The sequence below is a fragment of the Pseudomonas sp. R3-18-08 genome (genome assembly GCF_003852065.1).
Lineage (GTDB): Bacteria > Pseudomonadota > Gammaproteobacteria > Pseudomonadales > Pseudomonadaceae > Aquipseudomonas.
The window spans coordinates 4087915-4106314 of the sequence record NZ_CP027729.1; the positions used below are offsets into that span (position 1 = coordinate 4087915).

Annotated in this window: 19 protein-coding genes and 1 riboswitch; of the genes, 4 read left to right on the top strand and 15 right to left on the bottom strand. The window is 62.3% G+C overall.

What is annotated here, in order from left to right; translation table 11 throughout:
- Window positions 1-153: 153 nt before the first annotated feature.
- Both rmuC and C4J92_RS18660 read right to left on the bottom strand, forming a co-directional pair.
- The gene (gene rmuC / locus C4J92_RS18655; RefSeq protein ID WP_164485291.1) at window positions 154-1518 is read right to left on the bottom strand and encodes a DNA recombination protein RmuC; all 1365 of its coding nucleotides are present in this window, start codon (window positions 1516-1518) and stop codon (window positions 154-156) included.
- A gap of 175 nt (window positions 1519-1693) precedes the next feature.
- Window positions 1694-2017, bottom strand: coding sequence for a sel1 repeat family protein (locus C4J92_RS18660; RefSeq protein ID WP_124404875.1), 324 nt, complete (start codon window positions 2015-2017; stop codon window positions 1694-1696).
- Window positions 2018-2863: 846 nt separating this feature from the next.
- Between C4J92_RS18660 and C4J92_RS18670 the strand changes: the two genes are divergently transcribed.
- The 3 genes from C4J92_RS18670 to C4J92_RS18680 all read left to right on the top strand — a co-directional run bounded on the left by C4J92_RS18670 (window position 2864) and on the right by C4J92_RS18680 (window position 5270).
- The gene (locus C4J92_RS18670; protein ID WP_010208698.1) at window positions 2864-3088 is read left to right on the top strand and encodes a hypothetical protein; all 225 of its coding nucleotides are present in this window, start codon (window positions 2864-2866) and stop codon (window positions 3086-3088) included.
- Between the two features lie 276 nt (window positions 3089-3364).
- A complete protein-coding gene (locus C4J92_RS18675; protein WP_124367866.1) occupies window positions 3365-3847 on the top strand; it encodes a hypothetical protein in 483 nt (160 codons plus the stop codon).
- A 145-nt stretch (window positions 3848-3992) separates the two neighbouring features.
- Window positions 3993-5270, top strand: a complete 1278-nt coding sequence (locus C4J92_RS18680; RefSeq protein ID WP_124363811.1) for an OmpP1/FadL family transporter — start codon at window positions 3993-3995, stop codon at window positions 5268-5270.
- 65 nt (window positions 5271-5335) lie between these two features.
- On the opposite strand, the gene C4J92_RS18685 is transcribed toward C4J92_RS18680, so the two are convergent.
- From C4J92_RS18685 to cobO, 13 genes are all read right to left on the bottom strand, one after another.
- Complete coding sequence (locus C4J92_RS18685; RefSeq protein ID WP_124404876.1) at window positions 5336-5887, bottom strand: glutathione peroxidase; 552 nt, start codon at window positions 5885-5887, stop codon at window positions 5336-5338.
- A gap of 150 nt (window positions 5888-6037) precedes the next feature.
- A complete protein-coding gene (locus C4J92_RS18690) occupies window positions 6038-7246 on the bottom strand; it encodes an MFS transporter (RefSeq protein ID WP_124404877.1) in 1209 nt (402 codons plus the stop codon).
- A 54-nt stretch (window positions 7247-7300) separates the two neighbouring features.
- The gene (locus tag C4J92_RS18695; RefSeq protein WP_124363814.1) at window positions 7301-7705 is read right to left on the bottom strand and encodes a MarR family winged helix-turn-helix transcriptional regulator; all 405 of its coding nucleotides are present in this window, start codon (window positions 7703-7705) and stop codon (window positions 7301-7303) included.
- 42 nt (window positions 7706-7747) lie between these two features.
- Window positions 7748-8476 carry an adenosylcobinamide-GDP ribazoletransferase gene (locus C4J92_RS18700; RefSeq protein WP_124404878.1) on the bottom strand — a complete coding sequence of 243 codons (729 nt, stop codon included), beginning with the start codon at window positions 8474-8476 and terminating at the stop codon, window positions 7748-7750.
- A gap of 2 nt (window positions 8477-8478) precedes the next feature.
- Entirely contained in the window at window positions 8479-9054 is a 576-nt protein-coding gene (gene cobC, locus C4J92_RS18705) for an alpha-ribazole phosphatase family protein (protein WP_124404879.1), read from the bottom strand.
- Complete coding sequence (gene cobT / locus C4J92_RS18710) at window positions 9051-10106, bottom strand: nicotinate-nucleotide--dimethylbenzimidazole phosphoribosyltransferase (protein WP_124404880.1); 1056 nt, start codon at window positions 10104-10106, stop codon at window positions 9051-9053. The genes cobC and cobT overlap by 4 nt, the downstream gene beginning before the upstream one ends.
- Window positions 10103-10624 carry a bifunctional adenosylcobinamide kinase/adenosylcobinamide-phosphate guanylyltransferase gene (cobU, locus tag C4J92_RS18715; protein ID WP_124404881.1) on the bottom strand — a complete coding sequence of 174 codons (522 nt, stop codon included), beginning with the start codon at window positions 10622-10624 and terminating at the stop codon, window positions 10103-10105. Before cobU ends, cobT begins: the two co-directional genes overlap by 4 nt.
- A 28-nt stretch (window positions 10625-10652) precedes the next feature.
- Window positions 10653-12104 carry a cobyric acid synthase gene (locus C4J92_RS18720; RefSeq protein ID WP_124404882.1) on the bottom strand — a complete coding sequence of 484 codons (1452 nt, stop codon included), beginning with the start codon at window positions 12102-12104 and terminating at the stop codon, window positions 10653-10655.
- On the bottom strand, window positions 12101-13090 hold the full coding sequence (cobD, locus tag C4J92_RS18725) for a threonine-phosphate decarboxylase CobD (RefSeq protein WP_124404883.1): 990 nt from the start codon (window positions 13088-13090) through the stop codon (window positions 12101-12103). The genes C4J92_RS18720 and cobD overlap by 4 nt, the downstream gene beginning before the upstream one ends.
- A complete protein-coding gene (cbiB, locus tag C4J92_RS18730; RefSeq protein WP_124404884.1) occupies window positions 13083-13991 on the bottom strand; it encodes an adenosylcobinamide-phosphate synthase CbiB in 909 nt (302 codons plus the stop codon). The genes cobD and cbiB overlap by 8 nt, the downstream gene beginning before the upstream one ends.
- Window positions 13988-14638, bottom strand: coding sequence for a 5,6-dimethylbenzimidazole synthase (gene bluB, locus C4J92_RS18735; RefSeq protein WP_124404885.1), 651 nt, complete (start codon window positions 14636-14638; stop codon window positions 13988-13990). The genes cbiB and bluB overlap by 4 nt, the downstream gene beginning before the upstream one ends.
- Window positions 14635-16017 (bottom strand): cobyrinate a,c-diamide synthase, encoded by a 1383-nt coding sequence (locus C4J92_RS18740; RefSeq protein ID WP_124404886.1) that lies wholly within the window; start codon window positions 16015-16017, stop codon window positions 14635-14637. The genes bluB and C4J92_RS18740 overlap by 4 nt, the downstream gene beginning before the upstream one ends.
- Window positions 16014-16625: a cob(I)yrinic acid a,c-diamide adenosyltransferase gene (cobO, locus tag C4J92_RS18745; RefSeq protein WP_124363824.1), complete on the bottom strand. Its 612-nt coding sequence runs from the start codon at window positions 16623-16625 to the stop codon at window positions 16014-16016. The genes C4J92_RS18740 and cobO overlap by 4 nt, the downstream gene beginning before the upstream one ends.
- A gap of 78 nt (window positions 16626-16703) precedes the next feature.
- A riboswitch (cobalamin riboswitch) is annotated at window positions 16704-16963 on the bottom strand.
- Between the two features lie 99 nt (window positions 16964-17062).
- Between cobO and C4J92_RS18750 the strand changes: the two genes are divergently transcribed.
- A complete protein-coding gene (locus C4J92_RS18750; RefSeq protein WP_124404887.1) occupies window positions 17063-18376 on the top strand; it encodes a sorbosone dehydrogenase family protein in 1314 nt (437 codons plus the stop codon).
- The last annotated feature ends 24 nt before the right edge of the window (window positions 18377-18400 follow it).

An 18400-nucleotide genomic window follows, 5' to 3' on the forward strand; every position in this document is an offset into this window, starting at 1 on the left:
CTCGCGAAAAACGTCAACGATAACGCGTGCTTTCTGAATGAACGCGGTGCCTGTGAGTTTTTCGCGAGCAAGGGCTAGCCGGCCGCCTCGCTCCTACAAAAAGCCTTAACTGACTGGCATTAGGGCTTGCCCCCTCCCACATTTTGATCATGTTTATTCAGGGGAATGCGCCACGCCATCCGAATCTGTCATTGCGCGCTCGAGCAAATCCGCCGGCAGGCTTTTGCTGGCACGCGCGCCCAGCAGGCGCAGTTGCTCGGTGCGGCTGACCAGATTCCCGCGTCCATCGGTCAGCTTGTTACGCGCCGCGCTGTAAGCCTTGTCCAACTGCTGCAAGCGGTTACCCACTTCGTCCAGATCCTGGATAAACAACACAAACTTGTCGTACAGCCAGCCGGCGCGCTCGGCGATTTCCCGGGCGTTCTGGCTCTGGCGCTCCTGCTTCCACAGGCTATCGATTACCCGCAGGGTGGCAAGCAAGGTGGTGGGGCTGACAATCACGATATGACGGTCGAAGGCTTCCTGGAACAGGTTCGGCTCGGCTTGCAGCGCTGCGGAAAACGCTGCCTCAATCGGCACGAACAGCAGCACGAAATCCAGGCTGTGCAAACCTTCCAGGCGCTTGTAATCCTTGCCGGCCAAGCCTTTGACGTGATTGCGCAAGGACAGCACATGCTGCTTCAACGCCGCCTGGCCAATCACTTCGTCATCCGCTGCAACGTACTGCTGATAGGCGGTCAGGCTGACCTTGGAGTCCACCACCACCTGCTTGTCGCCCGGCAACATGATCAGCACGTCGGGCTGGAAGCGTTCGCCATCCGGGCCCTTGAGGCTGACCTGGGTCTGGTATTCGCGGCCTTTCTCCAGGCCCGCATGCTCCAGCACCCGCTCGAGGATCAGCTCGCCCCAGTTACCCTGGGTTTTCTGGCCTTTGAGGGCGCGGGTCAGGTTGGTGGCTTCGTCCGACAGGCGCAGGTTCAATTGCTGCAGGCGCTCAAGCTCTTTGGCCAGGGAAAACCGCTCGCGGGCTTCGTTCTGATAGCTTTCTTCAACGCGCTTCTCGAAGGATTGGATGCGTTCCTTGAGCGGGTCCAGCAGTTGCCCCAGGCGCTCCTGACTGGTTTCGGCAAAGCGTTGCTCACGCTCATCGAAAATCTTCCCGGCCAGTTCGGCGAACTGCGCGCGCAGCTCGTCCCGTGAACCCTGCAGGTCGGCGAGGCGTTGTTGATGGCTGTCCTGCTGTTCACGCAGCTCAGCGCGCAAGGCGGCGGCCAAGGCGTCAAGCCGGCGCAGCTCGGTTTCCTTGGCGCTGCGGTCCAGGTTCCAGGCATGGGCGGCGTCGCGGGCGTTATCGCGGTCGATTTGCAACAGCTCGACTTCGCGGCGCACCGCAGCCAGGTCGGCCTGCTTGGCGGCATTGGCGTGGCTCAGATCGCTGATCTCGTCGCGGCTGGCGTCCAGTTGGGCGGCAAGCCCTTCCTGGGCCAATTGCGCGGTCGCCAGGCGCTCCTCCAGCAATTCCCAGCCGGTGGTGCGCGCGGTCAGCCGTCGTTGAATCTGCCAGCACAACGCCAATAACGGCAGCGCGGCACCAGCAAGCCCGAGGGCGACACTGGTCCAGTCGAAAACCATAGCCATTTCTGCCATCACCAAAAAAGAGCAAGGTTAACCAAGCAATGCACGGGAGGACAGCTCAGTCTTCGACCTGGCCCAGTTCGCGCTGAGCGCGACGGTCGCCGGCGCGGGCCGCCGAACGCAACAGATCCTGGCCGATGCGCCGGTCGCGGGCATTTTCGCATTCACGACACATCAATTGGCCCAAGCGGCTCTGCGCGGCCACCACGCCTTCGCGGGCAGGCTGCTTGAGCAGGCGGCCAGCCAGGTGCTTGATGTTGGTACTCTGGCCCAGGCGCGGGCTGTCGAGGAGCCACAAGGCGACTTTCAAAGAGAAACGCTTGGGCGCGGTAACAGTCTGGGGAGTGTCGGTAACAGAAGGTGATACTGAGCGAAACTTCATAAAGCACTGTGGGACAGAATGGAAGGCGCGCCACTCTACTCTTTTTTTCGTACAGGTAAAGCTGAAAAAACCCGGCACGCCCGTTCTAGAGCAAGCGCTTGGGACAATCCACAGAAGCTGTGGATAACTCAGTGGACAACCCGCCTTTAACTCGCGCAAAGGCCCATGGAATGGGGGCCGCAGTCAAACTGACGATTTTTTCACCAATAAAAAAAAGCCAGATTTTTCATTGACTTAAATTTTGATTGCAGGCAAATGAGCAGGCTTCAGGAGGGTTACCAGCGAAGTTACCGGCGCTGCGACTGATGTGCACAAGTACCCAGCCAACGGTTATATCCCCGGCGTTTTTTGATCCGACACGCTCAGGAAACGTTACTGCCAGGAAACTGGAGGGTGGACGGCTGATGGTTTTTTTGCCAAGCCACTTCCTTTCCTTGTTTCGATCCGTTACTATCCGCAGCGTTAGTACCAAGCTGAAAGTCAATTCTGGTCGACATATCCCTAGAACTTCATGGGATCGGCCACCTCGATGGTTTCCAGGTATCACTTGCGACGACACTGCCTTTGAACAAGCAAAGGGTGCCGCGAAGTCTGCATACTCTGACCGAACCAACCTGCAAATTGATCAGGATCTTCACCCTGGGCCCAGAACCTTTGCCCCTGTTGTGTTGCCTGCCCTCCTAAGTACCTACCTGCCAGCCCAAGCGCGCCTAATCCAATAGCGCTTCAAACTGGCTGCTTTGTTCCAGACTAGGTTCTTTCGTTTGATCAATGGTGATCAGCGTTTCTGGAACGTTTTAACGTTGCACGGTTCTTATCCGTGTCATTTGTAGGAACACCAATAATATGAACGCTCAAATCCACACTCAGGATGCCATCCGCACCCTCACCAACGCTTTTGCCCCAATGAACTGCCTGATCATGGCCGCTCGCAAAGGCTGCTTCAGCTTCACCCTGGTCAACGAACACGGCATCGCACGTCACAGCGAACGCCTGTACCCCGATCAATACTCCAGCGCAGAACCGCTGCAGGCCGTGATCGAGCGTACCCGTCAGGCACTGATTGCCTGATCGACCCGAGTCGCTGAAACACAAAAACCCTGTCTGAAAAACAGGGTTTTTTATTGCCTGGAATTTAGTCCCGGAATTTTTTATTAAGCACGAATAGATATAAACCTTATAACCGGATAAAGAAGATGTTTTAAAAACAGTCCTTTACAGGATGAATATGACACTACACTTCAACTCAAGCGGCATGATCCGCTTGCGACGGGCCTGAGATCCGATCCACCGCTGCCAAGCCCTCCTTCTCAGGCTCGTCACTCATTCCCACGGACCGAGGTTTGTATGGGTATTGCCGCCAGCGAATTGTGTCGTTATGTGATCAGGCCGACCTTGCTGTACCTAGGCCGCCATAACCCGACCGCCGAAGCCCTGCTGCTGGGCATTGCCGCCAGCCAGTCGGAACTGGGCTCGGCCTTGCATGATCGACGCGGCCATGGCCTCTACAGCATCACCGAACCACGTCATCGCGCCCTCTGGGATACCTACCTGGCACTCGACCCTGAACGTGCAAGCCTGGTGCGCGGGTTGGCCAGCCAACATGCGTTCCTCAGTGCGCCCCAGTTGGAACTGACGGTGAACCTGCGTTACGCCACGGCAATCGCCTGGTTGCTGGTGGAACAACACCGTCCTGCCTTGCCCGCGCCCGGCGATGTATTAGCGATGGCACGTATCTGGAAAGAAATATTTCACCCTCAAGGCCGCCTGCGAGATTTCTCCCAGGCCTGGCAAAGCTGTGTCAGCCCAATGAAACAGGTGGCCTGTTGACCGGGCAAATTGCAAGATTCGCCAAAAAACCGGAAATCTGGTCGGATTGTCCTACAAAACCGCTCTATCTCCTGCATTACAGCCTATAGCGCGATGTTAAATTTATTGATACTTTCCGCAGCGGTGATCACACGGAGTTCTAATAATGAAAAAAGTAATGCTCAAGACCACACTTAGCCTCGCCGTTGCCATGGCCTCCTCCCAACTGTTCGCCAGCGGCTTCGCCCTGAACGAACAGAGTGTCAGCGGAATGGGTACTGGCTTCGCAGGTCGCTCTTCTTCTGCCGATGATGCAAGCACTGTCTACGGTAACCCTGCCGGTATGGCTCGCCTGAACGGCCAGCAGATCACCGGCGGTGTCGCAGCCATCGATGCCTCTACCGATCTCAGCGACACAAGCGGTCGCTCTCGCGGCAGCAACAAAGGCGACATGGTGCCATTCACCGCCGTACCTTTTGGTTTCTACACCAATAAGCTCAACGACCAGTGGGCCGTCGGTTTCGGCGTGTATGCACCGTTCGGCCTGATAACCGACTACGAAAGCGGCTTCCAGGGCCGTGGCTTTGGCAGCAAGAGCGAAGTGAAAGTCATCACCTTGCAACCAACGGTCAGCTACGCCTTCAACGATCGCGTTTCCGTCGGCTTCGGCCCGACCATCAACCGCATTGGCGGCACCCTGGAATCGGACATTACGCTGAACCCTGCCGCGCCGGACACCAATATCAAGATCAAGGGTGACGACACCGCGCTGGGTTTCAACGTCGGCGTGCTGGTACAAGCCACCGATACCACCCGCGTCGGCCTGACCTATCACTCCAAGGTCAGCTACAAGCTGGAGGGCCACACCGAAGTCACCGCGCCGACCGCGACCTCTCCGTTCCTGCGCAGCAACCGTTACGACGCTTCGCTGAAGATCGATACGCCTGAGTCCTACGACCTGTCGGTGACCCAAGACCTGACCGACGCGTGGAAGCTCTACGCCGGTGCAACCTGGACCCGCTGGAGCCGCCTGAAAGACATCACCGTCAAGAACGACGGCGTCACCGGCGCAACCGGTGGCGCACTGGCCCCAGCATTGGTAAGCACCATCAAGGAAGACCAGAACTGGCACGACACCTGGGCTTACGCCCTGGGTACTTCGTACCAGCTGACCAAGCAAGTGGTGCTGCGTACCGGCCTGACGTTCGACCAGTCGCCGACCAACAACACTGACCGCTCGCCGCGCATTCCTACCGGCGACCGCACCATCTTCAGTCTGGGCCTGGGCTACGAGGTCATGCCGAACATGACCATCGACGTGGCCTACTCCTACCTGAAGGAAGAGGACGTCAAGGTTGCACGCTCCAACCAGTTGGCCAGCTACAACGCCAAGTATGAAAACAGTGCCAACGGTTTCGGCCTGGGCATGACCTACCGCTTCTGATTGGTTGCGGTATAAAAAAGCCCCGCTCTCCTGCACAGGAGGCGGGGCTTTTCAATGGGCGGCGATCAGGGTTTGGACGCCAGCGCCTTTTCCACAGCTTCGATCAACTCCGGACTGTCGGGCTTGGTCAGGCTGGAAAAATTGGCGATGACGTTGCCCTGGCGATCCACCACGTACTTGTAGAAATTCCACTTGGGCGGCGTGTCGGTCTGTTGCGCCAGCACCTTGAACAAATTGACCGCGTCCGGCCCCTTGACCTTCTGCGGCTCGGTCATGGTGAAGGTCACGCCGTAGTTCACATAGCAGACCTTGGCGGTTTCTTCGCCAGTCTTGGCTTCCTGCTTGAAGTCGTCGGACGGCACGCCAATCACTTCCAGGCCCTGGCCCTTATAGCGCTGGTACAACGCTTCGAGGCCTTTGAATTGCGGGGCGAAGCCGCAGAAGCTCGCCGTGTTGACTATGACCAGAGGCTTACCCGCGAAACGCTGGCACAGGTCAATGGATTCCTTGGCCCGCAGCTTGGGCAATTGGCCTTCCAGCAACGGCGGGCAACTGGCGGCCAGGGCCACGCTGCCAGCAGCCATCAGGACGGGTACAGCGAGCCAGCGCATCAACATGTGAAAAATCCTCGCATGGGTTCAGACATAGAACTTAACAGATCGCCATGCCCAACTGCATCAACGCCAGGCCGCCGCGCTGCCAGCCCCACCAGGCCAACAGCAACAACATCAGCCCTGCCACCAGGGCCGTGCACCGCAGTGCTGCACTCATGCCGCCTCCATTTGCGCCTGCACGCGCGCCACTGGCCGTTCACGCACCGGCCAGTTCAGGGCCGCCGCGAGCAGGCTGAGCAGAATTGCCACTTGCCAGATCAAATCGTAGTTACCGGTTCGATCATAGACCACGCCGCCCAACCAACCACCGAGGAACGAACCGAGTTGATGGAACAGGAACACGATCCCCCCCAACATCGAGAGGTTGCGTACACCGAACAAGGTCGCAACAGTGCCGTTGGTCAGCGGCACGGTAGACAGCCACAGGAACCCCATTGCCATGCCAAACAGGTAAGCCGTGACTTCGGTGACCGGCGCCCACAGGAACAACACGATCACCACCGCACGCAACAGGTACAAGCCGGTGAGCAAGCGCGGCTTGGACATGCGCCCACCCAGCCAGCCCGCCGTGTAGGTACCGAATACGTTGAACAGGCCGATCAACGCCAGCACCGTGGTGCCAGCCGTAGCCGGCAGATGCTGGTCCACCAGATACGCCGGTAGATGCACGCCGATAAACACCACCTGGAAACCGCAGACGAAAAAACCGAAAGACAGCAGCCAGAACCCGGAATGGGAGCACGCCTCCTTCAACGCTTCGCGCAGGGTTTGCTGACCGACCGTGGTCGGCAGCGGCCGGTCCTTGAGCATGGCCACCAGCGGCAGGATCAGCGCGACCATCAAGCCCAACGCCAGCAGCGCCGCAGACCAGCCCAGCCACCCGATCAAGCCGAGGGTGCCTGGCACCATGGCGAACTGGCCAAAGGAGCCTGCGGCGCTGGCGATGCCCATGGCCATGCTGCGTTTTTCCGATGGTACGGCGCGGCCGACCACACCGAGGATCACTGAAAACGACGTGCCGGACAGGCCAATGCCGATCAGCAATCCCGCGCTCAGGGACAAGGACCACGCCGAGTCCGACATGCCCATCAACACCAGGCCCACGGCGTACAACACGCCACCGACGAACACCGCCTTGGTCGCACCGAAACGGTCAGCCAGGGCCCCGGTGAAGGGCTGCGCCAGACCCCAGATCAGGTTCTGCAAGGCGATGGCAAAGGCGAACGTCTCGCGCCCCCAGCCAAATTCGCTGCTCATCGGTGCCAGGAACAGGCCGAAGCCGTGCCGCACGCCCAACGACAACGCCAGGATCAGCGCACTCCCCACAAGAACCCAGCCACTGGTGCGCCACATCGAGGTCATTTCTTATTCTCCGCTCGCGGGTATATACCCGCTTATAGTCGAACAAACCGCCGTTCAGGCGAGTTCATCCAGCAAGGCCAACAACGTTTCGCGCTTTTCGGCGCCCAATTGATCGATCAATTTCTGTTGCGCCGCTTCCCATGCCGGCAAGGCCGCAGCCAGCCGCTGCTGACCGGCCTCGGTCAACTGCACCAGGCGGTTGCGCAGGTCATCGCCTTCGACCAACCGGACCAGGCCGTCACCTTCCAGTACGCGCAGGTTGCGCCCCAAGGTGCTGCGGTCCAGGCCCATGGCTTCTGCCAGGCTGGAAATGCTCGGCTGATCGAGACGTTGCAAGTTGCTCAGCAAAGAATACTGGGCAACGTTGATCCCGAAGCCGTCGAGGGCGCCGTCGTAATACCGGCTGACGCCACGGGCGGCGCGTCGCAGGTTGGTGCACAAACATTGGGAAGCAAGCATAGAGCGTGTATATACCCGGAGTTAAGCAAATGCAAGAAAGTGTTACAGCGCCAACCCGATCAGCACGACCGCTTCGAGCAGTTCCAGCAGGGCGCCGGCGGTATCGCCGGTCGTGCCACCGAGGCGCCTGATCATTAAATGGCGCAAGCCGACAAAACAGCCCGCCGCAAGCAGTACCGCTATCCCACCGCTGAAACCACCGATCAGGATGCAGGCCAGTCCACTGAGGATCAGCACCTGCTGGCCGACAATCCTCGGTAAATGATCCGACAGCGCCTGGCCCAATCCCCCCGCACGCACATAGCGCGTGGTGAGAAACAGCGCCAGCATCGAAGCCCGGCCGATCAACGGCGCGAGAATCAGCGCGGCGCCGTTATGCTGCTCGATCAAGGCCACCAGCGCGGTGAATTTGAGCAGCAACACCAGGCCCAGGGTGACCACGGCAATCGGCCCGCTGCGCGGGTCCTTCATGATGCTGAGGGTGCGTTCGCGGTCGCCGAAGCCGCCGAGCCAGGCGTCGGCACTGTCCGCCAGGCCGTCCAGGTGCAGGCCGCCGCTGAGCAGCACCCAGGCGGCCAATAGCAGCGCGGCGTGCAGCAACAGTGGCGCACCCATCAACAGGCTGTTCAGGCCCCACAGCAGCAGGCCAAATAGCAAACCCACCACCGGGTAAAACAGCAACGAACGCCCCAGTTCCTGGGGTTGCGGCATGCCTGGCAGGCGAATCGGCAGACTGCTCAGGAACTGCAGGGCGATCCAGAATGGCAGCATGCTCAGGGCCCTTCCTTCAACGTGCCATCGGTGGCCACTTGCAGGCTGAACAGCCCGCCGTGGCCGACTTCGACATTCAGCAAGTGCTCACGCGGCAAACCGCGCGCACGCGCCAATAACAGCCGCATGACGCCACCGTGGCTGATCAACAGCACGCGCTCACCGGTATAGGCCTGCTGCAGACGTAAGACGGCGCCCAGCACCCGTTCGGAAAACGCCTCCACCGGCTCGCCTTCTGGCGGCGTGAAGCGGTAGGGATCCGCCCAGAACAAGCCCAAGCCCTCGGCGTCGGTTTCCATCAATGCTGCCGCGCTCTGCCCTTCCCAGGCGCCGAAGTGCAACTCTTGCAGGTCTTTTTCCAGGCTGAATGGAAGGTTGAGATGCCCGCCCAATTCCTGCGCAAAGCGCGCACAGCGTTGCAACGGCGAACTGATCAGCCGGTCCCACGGCCCCTGCCCCAGCACAGCCGCGCGCATCTGCTCCCAGCCCCTGGCCGTCAAGGCATCATCCAGGCTGCCGCGCAGGCCGCCGCCCAGCTCGGTTTCACCGTGGCGCAGCAGGTCCAGGCGCAAGGTCATGCAGGGCGATCCGCCACGGCGGCTTCGGCGAACGTCGCCATCTGGCAGTGCAACGCACAGGCCAGGCGCAGCAACGGCACCGCCAGCGCAGCACCGCTGCCTTCGCCCAGGCGCAGGCCCAGGTCCAGCAGCGGCTGCGCGTCGAGACTGTGCAGCACGTGACGATGGCCCGGCTCGGCGCCACGATGGCCGAATACCAGCCAGTCGCGGCAGGCCGGATTCAAGCGCGTGGCCACCAGCGCGGCGACGCTGCAGATAAACCCGTCCACCAGCACCACGATGCCTGCCTGGGCGCAGGCCAGGTAGGCACCGACCAGCGCGGCAATTTCAAAGCCCCCCAGGTTGAACAGCGTCTGCAACGCGTCGCCACGCTGGGCCGCGTGCAAGGTCAGCGCGCGCTCGATGACTGCCACCTTGTGGCTGACGCCTTGGGCATTCAGCCCCGTGCCCGGACCGGTCAGGTCGCTCACCGGGCAATCGAGCAGCGCACACGCCAACGCGCTGGCGGCGGTGGTGTTGCCAATGCCCATTTCACCGCCGATAAACAGCTCTGCGCCGTGCTCCAAAGCGCGGCGTGCGCTGTCTCGGCCGGCCTGCAAGGCATGGCGCCCCTGCACCTGGGTCATCGCCGGGCCGTGGACAAAGTTGGCCGTGCCCGCGCCGATATTCAGGTGGCGCACGCCGGGTAGATCCAGGGAGGGCGTGACCGTGCCGAGGTCGACCACTTCCAACTGCGCATCCAGCTGGCGAGCCAATACGCTGATGGCCGCGCCGCCGCTGACAAAATTGTGCAGCATCTGCGCGGTCACGGCCTGGGGAAACGCCGATACACCTTCGGCGACCACGCCATGGTCGCCGGCAAAAATCGCAATCCACAGCTGCTCCACCGACGGTTTGACCCGGCCCTGCAACCCGGCTAACTGCACCGCCAGCGCTTCCAGCTGGCCGAGCGAACCGGCGGGTTTGGTCAACTGCTGCTGACGCGCCAACGCCTGTGCTTGCGCAGCAGCGTCGATGGCCTTGCAGGGGTTGAGCCACCAGAAATCCGTCATAACGCAGTACCTTTCAAAGTCAGGGGCAGGCCGGCAACCGTCAGCACTACGCGCTGACACCGCTCGGCCAAGGCTTGATGCAGCCAACCGGCTTCATCCACATAACGGCGAGTCAATTCGCCCAGCGGCACGACACCCAGTCCGGTCTCGTTGCTAACAAAAATGATCTGCCCCGGCAGTGCAGCCAGGGTTTCCAGCAACTGGTCGCGCTCCAAAGCAAGGCGCTCAGGGTCTTCCAACATCAGCAGATTGGTCAGCCACAGGGTCAGGCAGTCCACCAGCAGGCAACGCTCGGCAGCGGCGTTGTCGCGCAACACCCGCGCCAGTTCGATGGGCTCTTCGATCAGGCCCCAATGGTCGGGGCGACGCACGCGGTGCAGGGCAACGCGCTGGTTCATCTCAGCGTCCAGCGGCTGGCTGGTGGCGATATACATCACCGGTAAACCGCTGGCGCCGGCGAGTTTTTCAGCGAGACGGCTTTTGCCCGAACGGGCGCCGCCGAGAATCAATTGATGCATGAGCCAATCCTTTTCCAGTCAGCCGACGTCAGATTCCGCACAATCGACGCAACAATTCAGTGTCCAGATGGTTTTCCACCAAATCCGCCAAGCGCTCGATATCCCGCTCACGCAGGGCGTGATAGTCGACTGCCTGCACGTCCTGCAACCCCGCCCAGCGCAGCAGTGCGCTGCACGCCGCTGGTGTCTCGAACAGCCCGTGCAGATAAGTGCCGAGAATCTGCCCGTCGGCACTCTGCGCACCATCACTGCGCCCGTCGTCGAGCCGCACGGCGGCATTCTCCAGCGCTGGGCCGGACGTCACCCCCGCATGAATCTCATACCCGCTGACCTCGGCATCTTCCAATAACAACCGCCCGCGCACATTGCGCAATTGCTTTTCCTGCTCAAGCGTCGTGCTGAACGCCAGCAGCCCCAGGCCATCGCTGGAGCCGACGGGCCCTTCCAGGCCGAGCGGGTCATGCACCTGCTCGCCGAGCATCTGCAGGCCACCACAAATCCCCAGCACCTTGCCGCCATAGCGCAAATGCCGCGCCACGGCGGTATCCCAGCCATGGGCACGCAAGTACGCCAAATCACTGCGCACACTTTTCGACCCCGGCAGGATGATCAGGTCGGCAGCCGGGATCGGCTGACCCGGCCCGACGAATTGCAGGTTCACCTGGGGATGCAGGCGCAGCGGATCGAAATCCGTGTGGTTGCTGATACGCGGCAGCACCGGCACCACCACGTTGATCACCTGGGCGGCCTTGTCGGTCTGGCGCTGGTCGATGCCGTCTTCGGCCTCAAGGTGCAGGTCCATCACGTAGGGCAACACGCCCACCACCGGCTTACCGGTACGCGCCTCCAACCAATCCAGCCCCGGTTGCAGCAGCGCGATATCCCCGCGAAACCGGTTGATGATAAAACCCCGGACCCGTGCCTGTTCGCTGGGGGACAACAATTCCAGCGTACCGACCAGATGGGCGAACACCCCGCCGCGATTGATATCGGCGATCAACAGCACCGGGCAATCCACGGCTTCGGCGAAGCCCATATTGGCGATGTCATTGGCGCGCAGGTTGATCTCGGCCGGCGAGCCCGCGCCTTCGACCATCACCACCGGATAGGCTTGGCTCAACCGTGTGTGGGAGGCCAGCACCGCCTGCATCGCGATGGCTTTGTAGTCGTGGTAGGCAACCGCGTTCATGCTGGTCACGGCGCGGCCATGGATAATCACTTGGGAACCGGTGTCGCTGTTGGGCTTGAGCAGCACCGGGTTCATGTCGGTGTGGGGCGCCAGGTTGGCGGCCTGCGCCTGGACCGCCTGGGCGCGGCCGATCTCGCCGCCTTCGGCGGTCACTGCGCTGTTGAGCGCCATGTTCTGTGGCTTGAACGGTGCCACTGCAACCCCCTGGCGCACCAGCCAGCGACATAGCGCGGTCACCAGCGTGCTCTTGCCGGCGTCGGAGGTGGTGCCCTGCACCATCAACGTAGTCATGTCGCTTCCTTGTAGGCGGCCAGTGCCGTCTCGAGACGCTGCCAATCGGCCTCGCTGTCGGGCAGACCGAAACGCACGCTGCTGTCGTGAACGAACAGGCGCAGCAGAATGCCGCGCTGAGCCATGAATTCGTGCAAGCGTTCGGCGTGCGGGGTGATCAACCACTGAAACAAGGCGCAGCCACCCTGGGGTTGAAAACCCTGGCGCTCAAGCAGGTCGGACAGGCGCTGGCCGGCCTCGATGCAACGCGTGCGCTGGCGAGCGTGCCCGGCGCTGTCGCGCAGGCATACCTGGCCGAGTACCCGTGTCGGCCCGCTGACCGCCCAGGGCCCGACCTGTTCGGCGAGCAATTTGAGCAACCGGCGCTCGGCCAGCACAAAGCCCAGGCGCACGCCGGCCAGGCCGAAGAACTTGCCGAATGAGCGCAACACGATCAAGCCGACTTGCTGGGTGTGGCTGGCCAGGCTCAAGTGCGGGGTCACGTCCATAAAGGCTTCGTCCACCACCAGCCAGCCGCCGCGCTGGGCCAACCGCGTATGCCAGTCGAGCAGGCGCTCCGGGGCCAGGCTCAAGCCGGTGGGGTTATTCGGGTTGACTACCACCAGCACGTCGAGGCCATCGAGAAAGAAGTCGACTTCCTGCTCTTGCACTTCGCGCACCACATAACCGGCACGACGCCAGGCTTCGGCGTGTTCGGCGTAGCACGGCGACAGTACGCCGACCTTGCCGGAACGGCGCAGGCGCGGCAGCAATTGGATCGCGGCCTGGGAGCCCGGCACCGGCAGCACGTGAGCCGCGCCATAGTAGTCGCTGGCGGCTTTTTCCAGGCCGTCATCGGCTTCCGGTAGCCGTGCCCAGGCGCGCAAGGGAATCTCGGGGATCGGCCACGGCCAGGGCGCAAGGCCACTGGACAAATCGAGCCAATCCACCTCCGCGATCCCGTATTCAATTGCCGCCTTACGCAGCCGACCACCGTGTTCAAGCATAAAATTGCGCCCCCGCGCACAGGACCAGCAGCCACAACCATACGCCGCGCTGCACCAGTTGCCAGCCTCGGTCGATGGCGTCAGCGTCGGCCGGCGGGCCTTCGCCCAATGGCGGGCGCTGGTGCACCTCGCCGTGATAAATCGCCGCGCCACCCAGTTCGACGCCCAGCGCACCGGCGCCAGCGGCCATCACCGGGCCGGCGTTGGGGCTGTCCCAGGTCGGCCCCTGGGTGCGCCAGCATTTGAGCGCCAGGCGAGTCTTGCCCAGCAATGCGTAGGTCAAGGCCACCAGGCGTGCAGGAATATAGTTGAGCCCATCGTCGATCTTCGCCGCCGCCCAGCCAAAGCGTTCGAAGCGTTCGTTGCGATAGCCCCACATGGCGTCGAGGGTGTTGCTCAGGCGATAGAGCACCACGCCCGGGACGCCGGCGACCACAAACCAGAACAGCGCGGCGAACACGGCGTCGCTGCCGTTTTCCAGCACCGACTCGGTGGCCGCGCGAGCGACCTCGATGCGATCCAACTCGCTGGTCTGGCGGCTGACCAGGTAACTCACACGTTGGCGCGCTGCTTCCAGGTCATCACTGCGCAGGGCCTGGGCGACCGGAATCACATGCTCCCCCAGGCTGCGCATCCCCAGGGCGCAGTACAACGCCAGGATCTCCAGCACCCAACCGATGTACGGCGCCCAGGACAATGCGGTGGCCAGCAGGGTCAGCGGCACCACCGCGATAAACCACGCGGTTACGCCATGGCTGCGCCAGCCACGACCGCCTGAATTGAAACGCTGTTCGATGCGCCCGGCAAAATTGCCGAACGCCACCAGCGGATGCCAGCGCCTGGGCTCGCCCAGCAGCGCATCCAGCGCCACTGCGGCGACACACAGCAAAGCCACACTCATTGACTCACTCCCCACAGGTTTTCGTACAGCATGTCACTCAATGGCCGCGGCTCGGCCCAGCCTTCAAGCTGCAACATCGGTGCCGGATAGAACTCGGCGACCGGTCCCAGGCACAGCACCGCCAAGGGTTTGGCGCCCGCCGGCAAACCCAGCAGGTCGGCCAGGGCCTGGGGTTCGAACAGCGACACCCAACCCATGCCCAACCCCTCGACGCGGGCCGCCAGCCACAAATTCTGAATCGCGCAGGACAACGACGCCAAGTCCATTTCCGGCAAGGTGCGACGGCCGAAGATGTGCCGCTCGCGATCGTCCATCAGCGCTGCCACCAGCACTTCGGCGCAGTCGTGGATGCCTTCGACCTTGAGCTTCATGAAGTCATCGGAGCGCTCGCCCAGCGCCTCGGCGGTGCGCAGGCGCTCTTCTTCGACCAGTTGCTGAATGCGGCCCCTTAATTGACGGTCGCTGATACGGATAAAGCGCCACGGTTGCATCAGGCCGACGCTGGGTGCCTGGTGCGCAGCCTGGAGCAGGCGCTGCAATAACTCAGGCGCGACGCCGCCACCGCTGAAGTGACGCATGTCACGGCGTTCGGCGATGGCGCGGTAGACGGCTTGGCGGTCGGCCTCGGGGAAGGCGTTGTCGGTCATGGCGTCATCGGGGGCAAGCCCCCTCCCACCTTTGAAATGCATTCCCCTGTGGGAGGGGGCTTGCCCCCGATAGCGGTGTCAGGGCCTGGCACAAAAAGTGCGGCCACCGCCTCCGGGTTCGACGGAAAGTAAAAGTGCACGTAGGACGCGGTCATCCGCCCCTGCCGATACACCGCCTCGGCCCCGCGCCCGCCATTGGGGCTCAGGCCACGGGCGATCGGCTCGCATGCGGTGCTGGTCAGGGAATGGTGATAGGTGTGCCCGCGCAAGGTGCCTTCGGGCAGTTCGACGCTTTGCAGCGCCAGGGCCGCCAATTTCTTTTGCATCACTGCGTCGCCCTGCAACAGGCCGAGCAGTTCGGCGCGGTTGCCGTCGACATCGGTGAGCGAGTCCAGCAGATACAGCATGCCACCGCATTCGGCGAGCAAGGGCTTGCCGGCTGCATGATGAGCGCGGATGGCGGCGAGCATCGGTGTGTTTTGCGACAGGGCCCGGTGATGCAGCTCCGGGTAACCGCCGGGTAGATAGAGGCTGTCGGCTTCAGGCAATGCGCCGTCATGGATCGGCGAAAAGAAACGCAACTCGGCGCCCATCGCGCGCAACAAGTCGAGGCTGGCACCGTAGGTAAACGCGAAGGCTTCGTCACGGGCCACCGCAATGCGTACCCCGGCGAGCAACGGCTCGGCGGTGATCACCTGCGGCGCGGCAAATGTCACCGGTGGCGGCACGGCGACTTCGCAACTGCTGCCCAACGCCTGGGCGGCGGCGTCCAGACGCAGGTCGAGGTCATTGAGTTCGCTGGCTTGCACCAGGCCCAGGTGACGGCTGGGCAATTCGATACCGGTTTCACGTGACAGCGCGCCGTACCAGCGCAATCCCTCGGTGAGGCTGCCTTCCAGCAACTGCGCATGGCGCAGCGTGCCGACGCGGTTGGCGAGTACGCCGGCGAATGGCAGGTCCGGCTGATAGCGCGCCAGGCCCAACGCGAGGGCGCCAAAGGTCTGCGCCATGGCCGTGCCGTCGATCACCGCCAGCACCGGCACGCCGAAATGCCGCGCCAGGTCGGCGCTGGACGGGGTGCCGTCGAACAGGCCCATCACGCCTTCGATCAGGATCAGGTCGGCCTCCCCCGCTGCTTCCCACAACAAACGACGACTTTCCTGCTCGCCCACCATCCACATATCCAATTGATACACCGGCGCGCCGCTGGCGCGCTCGTGAATCATCGGGTCAAGGAAGTCCGGCCCGCATTTGAATACGCGTACCTTGCGCCCCAGGTTGCGGTGCAAACGCGCCAACGCGGCGGTGACGGTGGTTTTGCCCTGGCCGGACGCCGGTGCGGCGATCAATACGGCCGGGCAATGACGGGGCTGATTCAAAGTTCGACGCCCTTCTGTGCCTTGATACCGGCCTGGAACGCGTGCTTGAGCATGCCCATTTCGGTGACGGTGTCGCCCATTTCGATCAGCTCAGGCTTGGCGCCACGGCCGGTGACCACCACGTGCTGCATCGGCGGGCGCGCCTGCAGGTCGCCGAGCACCTGGTCGAGGTCAAGGTAGCCGTGCTTGAGGGCAATGTTCAGTTCGTCGAGCACGACCAGGCCGATGGAAGGGTCATTGAGCATCGCCCGGGAGACCGCCCAGGCCGCTTCGGCGGCGGCGATATCGCGCTGACGATCCTGGGTTTCCCAGGTGAAGCCTTCGCCCATCACGTGAAAGCGGACCTGCTCGGGGAAGCGGCGGAAAAACAACTCTTCGCCGGTACTGTTGCGCCCCTTGATGAACTGCACCACGCCGCACTGCATGCCATGCCCCATGGCGCGGGCCAACATGCCGAAGGCCGAACTGCTTTTGCCCTTGCCGTTGCCGGTCAGCACCAGCAGCAAACCGCATTCATTGGGCGAGTTGGCGATGCGTTCATCGATCACGGCTTTTTTGCGCAGCATACGCGCCAGGTGGCGTTCGTCGCGGTCGGGGGTATCGGTCATGGCAGCTCTCCGTTGGGGCTGGACAAAAACGGCGGGCAGGAAAAAGGAAAAACAGACAGCCAAGCATCGCCCACCGTGATGCTGTTGGATGTTTCAGGCCGGTCTCCGGGCTCATGAGTGGCGCCCTGCCTTTTGTAAAAAGACAGGACATGCCAACGGCGCGCCTTCCCATATCGCCTGCGATACAGTGGCCAACAGCGCCGTCTTGACTCATTTACCGTTGCGGGGGCAGCGCCGGAATTGCGGCAGCACTGTGTACAAGTGCGCTCACTCACCGGCTTCCCTGTTTCACTCTGTCGACGCAAACGCCACAGAGCACCTGGAACAAGCCGCGAAGGTTAGTGGGTTGGGGGTGGAGCGTCAATTAAAGCTGGCCCTGTACTTGAACCATCAAGGTGATGTGCTTCTCTACCCTTACAGGTATTCAGGAGAACACCATGCACAAAACCAGACTCGCCCTACTGATCATGCTCGCCGGCACCCTCGCCGCCTGCGGAGAAAGCTCTACCCTGCAGGTAGCCGATGGCACCGGGCCCTCGCCCAGGTTGCCGGAACCGAACAAGACGCTGATCCCCACCGTGAACATCGCGCCGGCTGTCGGTTGGCCCGACGGCGCCAAGCCGACAGCCGCTGCCGGCACCCAAGTGGCCGCATTCGCCGAAGGCCTGGAGCATCCGCGCTGGCTGTATGTGTTGCCCAACGGCGATATTTTGGTGGCCGAGACCAATGCTCCGCCCAAGCCCGATGACGCCAAAGGCGTGCGCGGCTGGGTCATGGAGAAAGTCATGGGCCGCGCGGGCGCAGGCGTGCCGAGCCCGAACCGCATCACCCTGCTGCGCGACGCCGATCACGACGGCGTCGCCGAAACCCGCACGGTGTTCCTGGAAAACCTCAACTCGCCCTTCGGCATGGCTCTGGTCGGCAACGACCTGTACGTGGCGGACTCCGACAAGTTGCTGCGTTTCCCCTATCAACCTGGGGAGACCGCGATCAAGGCGGCCGGCACCAAAGTCGTCGATTTGCCGGGTGGCAGCCTCAACCATCACTGGACTAAAAACGTGATCGCCAGCCAGGATGGCAGCAAGCTGTACGTCAGCGTCGGCTCCAACAGCAACGTCGGCGAGAATGGCCTGGAAGCCGAAGAAGGCCGGGCGGCGATCTGGGAAGTGGACCGCGCCACGAGCCAGCATCGTATTTTCGCCTCCGGCCTGCGCAACCCCAACGGCATGGCGTGGGAGCCGCAGAGCGGCAAATTGTGGACGGCGGTGAACGAGCGCGATGAAATCGGCAGCGACCTGGTGCCGGACTACATCACCTCGGTCAAGGACGGCGCGTTCTATGGCTGGCCGTTCAGCTATTACGGGCAGCATGTGGATGTGCGCGTCACCCCACAGAACCCGCAGCTGGTCGCCAAGGCCATTGCGCCGGACTACGCGGTCGGCCCGCATACCGCGTCGCTGGGGCTGACATTCGCCCAGGGCAACACACTCCCGGCGCAGTTCAGCAACGGTGCATTCATCGGCCAGCATGGATCGTGGAACCGCAAGCCGCACAGTGGCTATAAGGTGGTCTTCGTGCCGTTCGAGGGCGGGCAGCCGAAAGGCAAGCCGGTGGATGTGCTGACCGGGTTCCTCGATAAAGATGAGAACGCCATGGGCCGGCCGGTGGGCGTGGTGATCGATCAGCAAGGGGATTTGCTGGTGGCCGATGATGTGGGGAATAAGGTGTGGCGGGTGTCTGCGGTCAAGTAGACCCTCTGAAGCACACCACAAAAC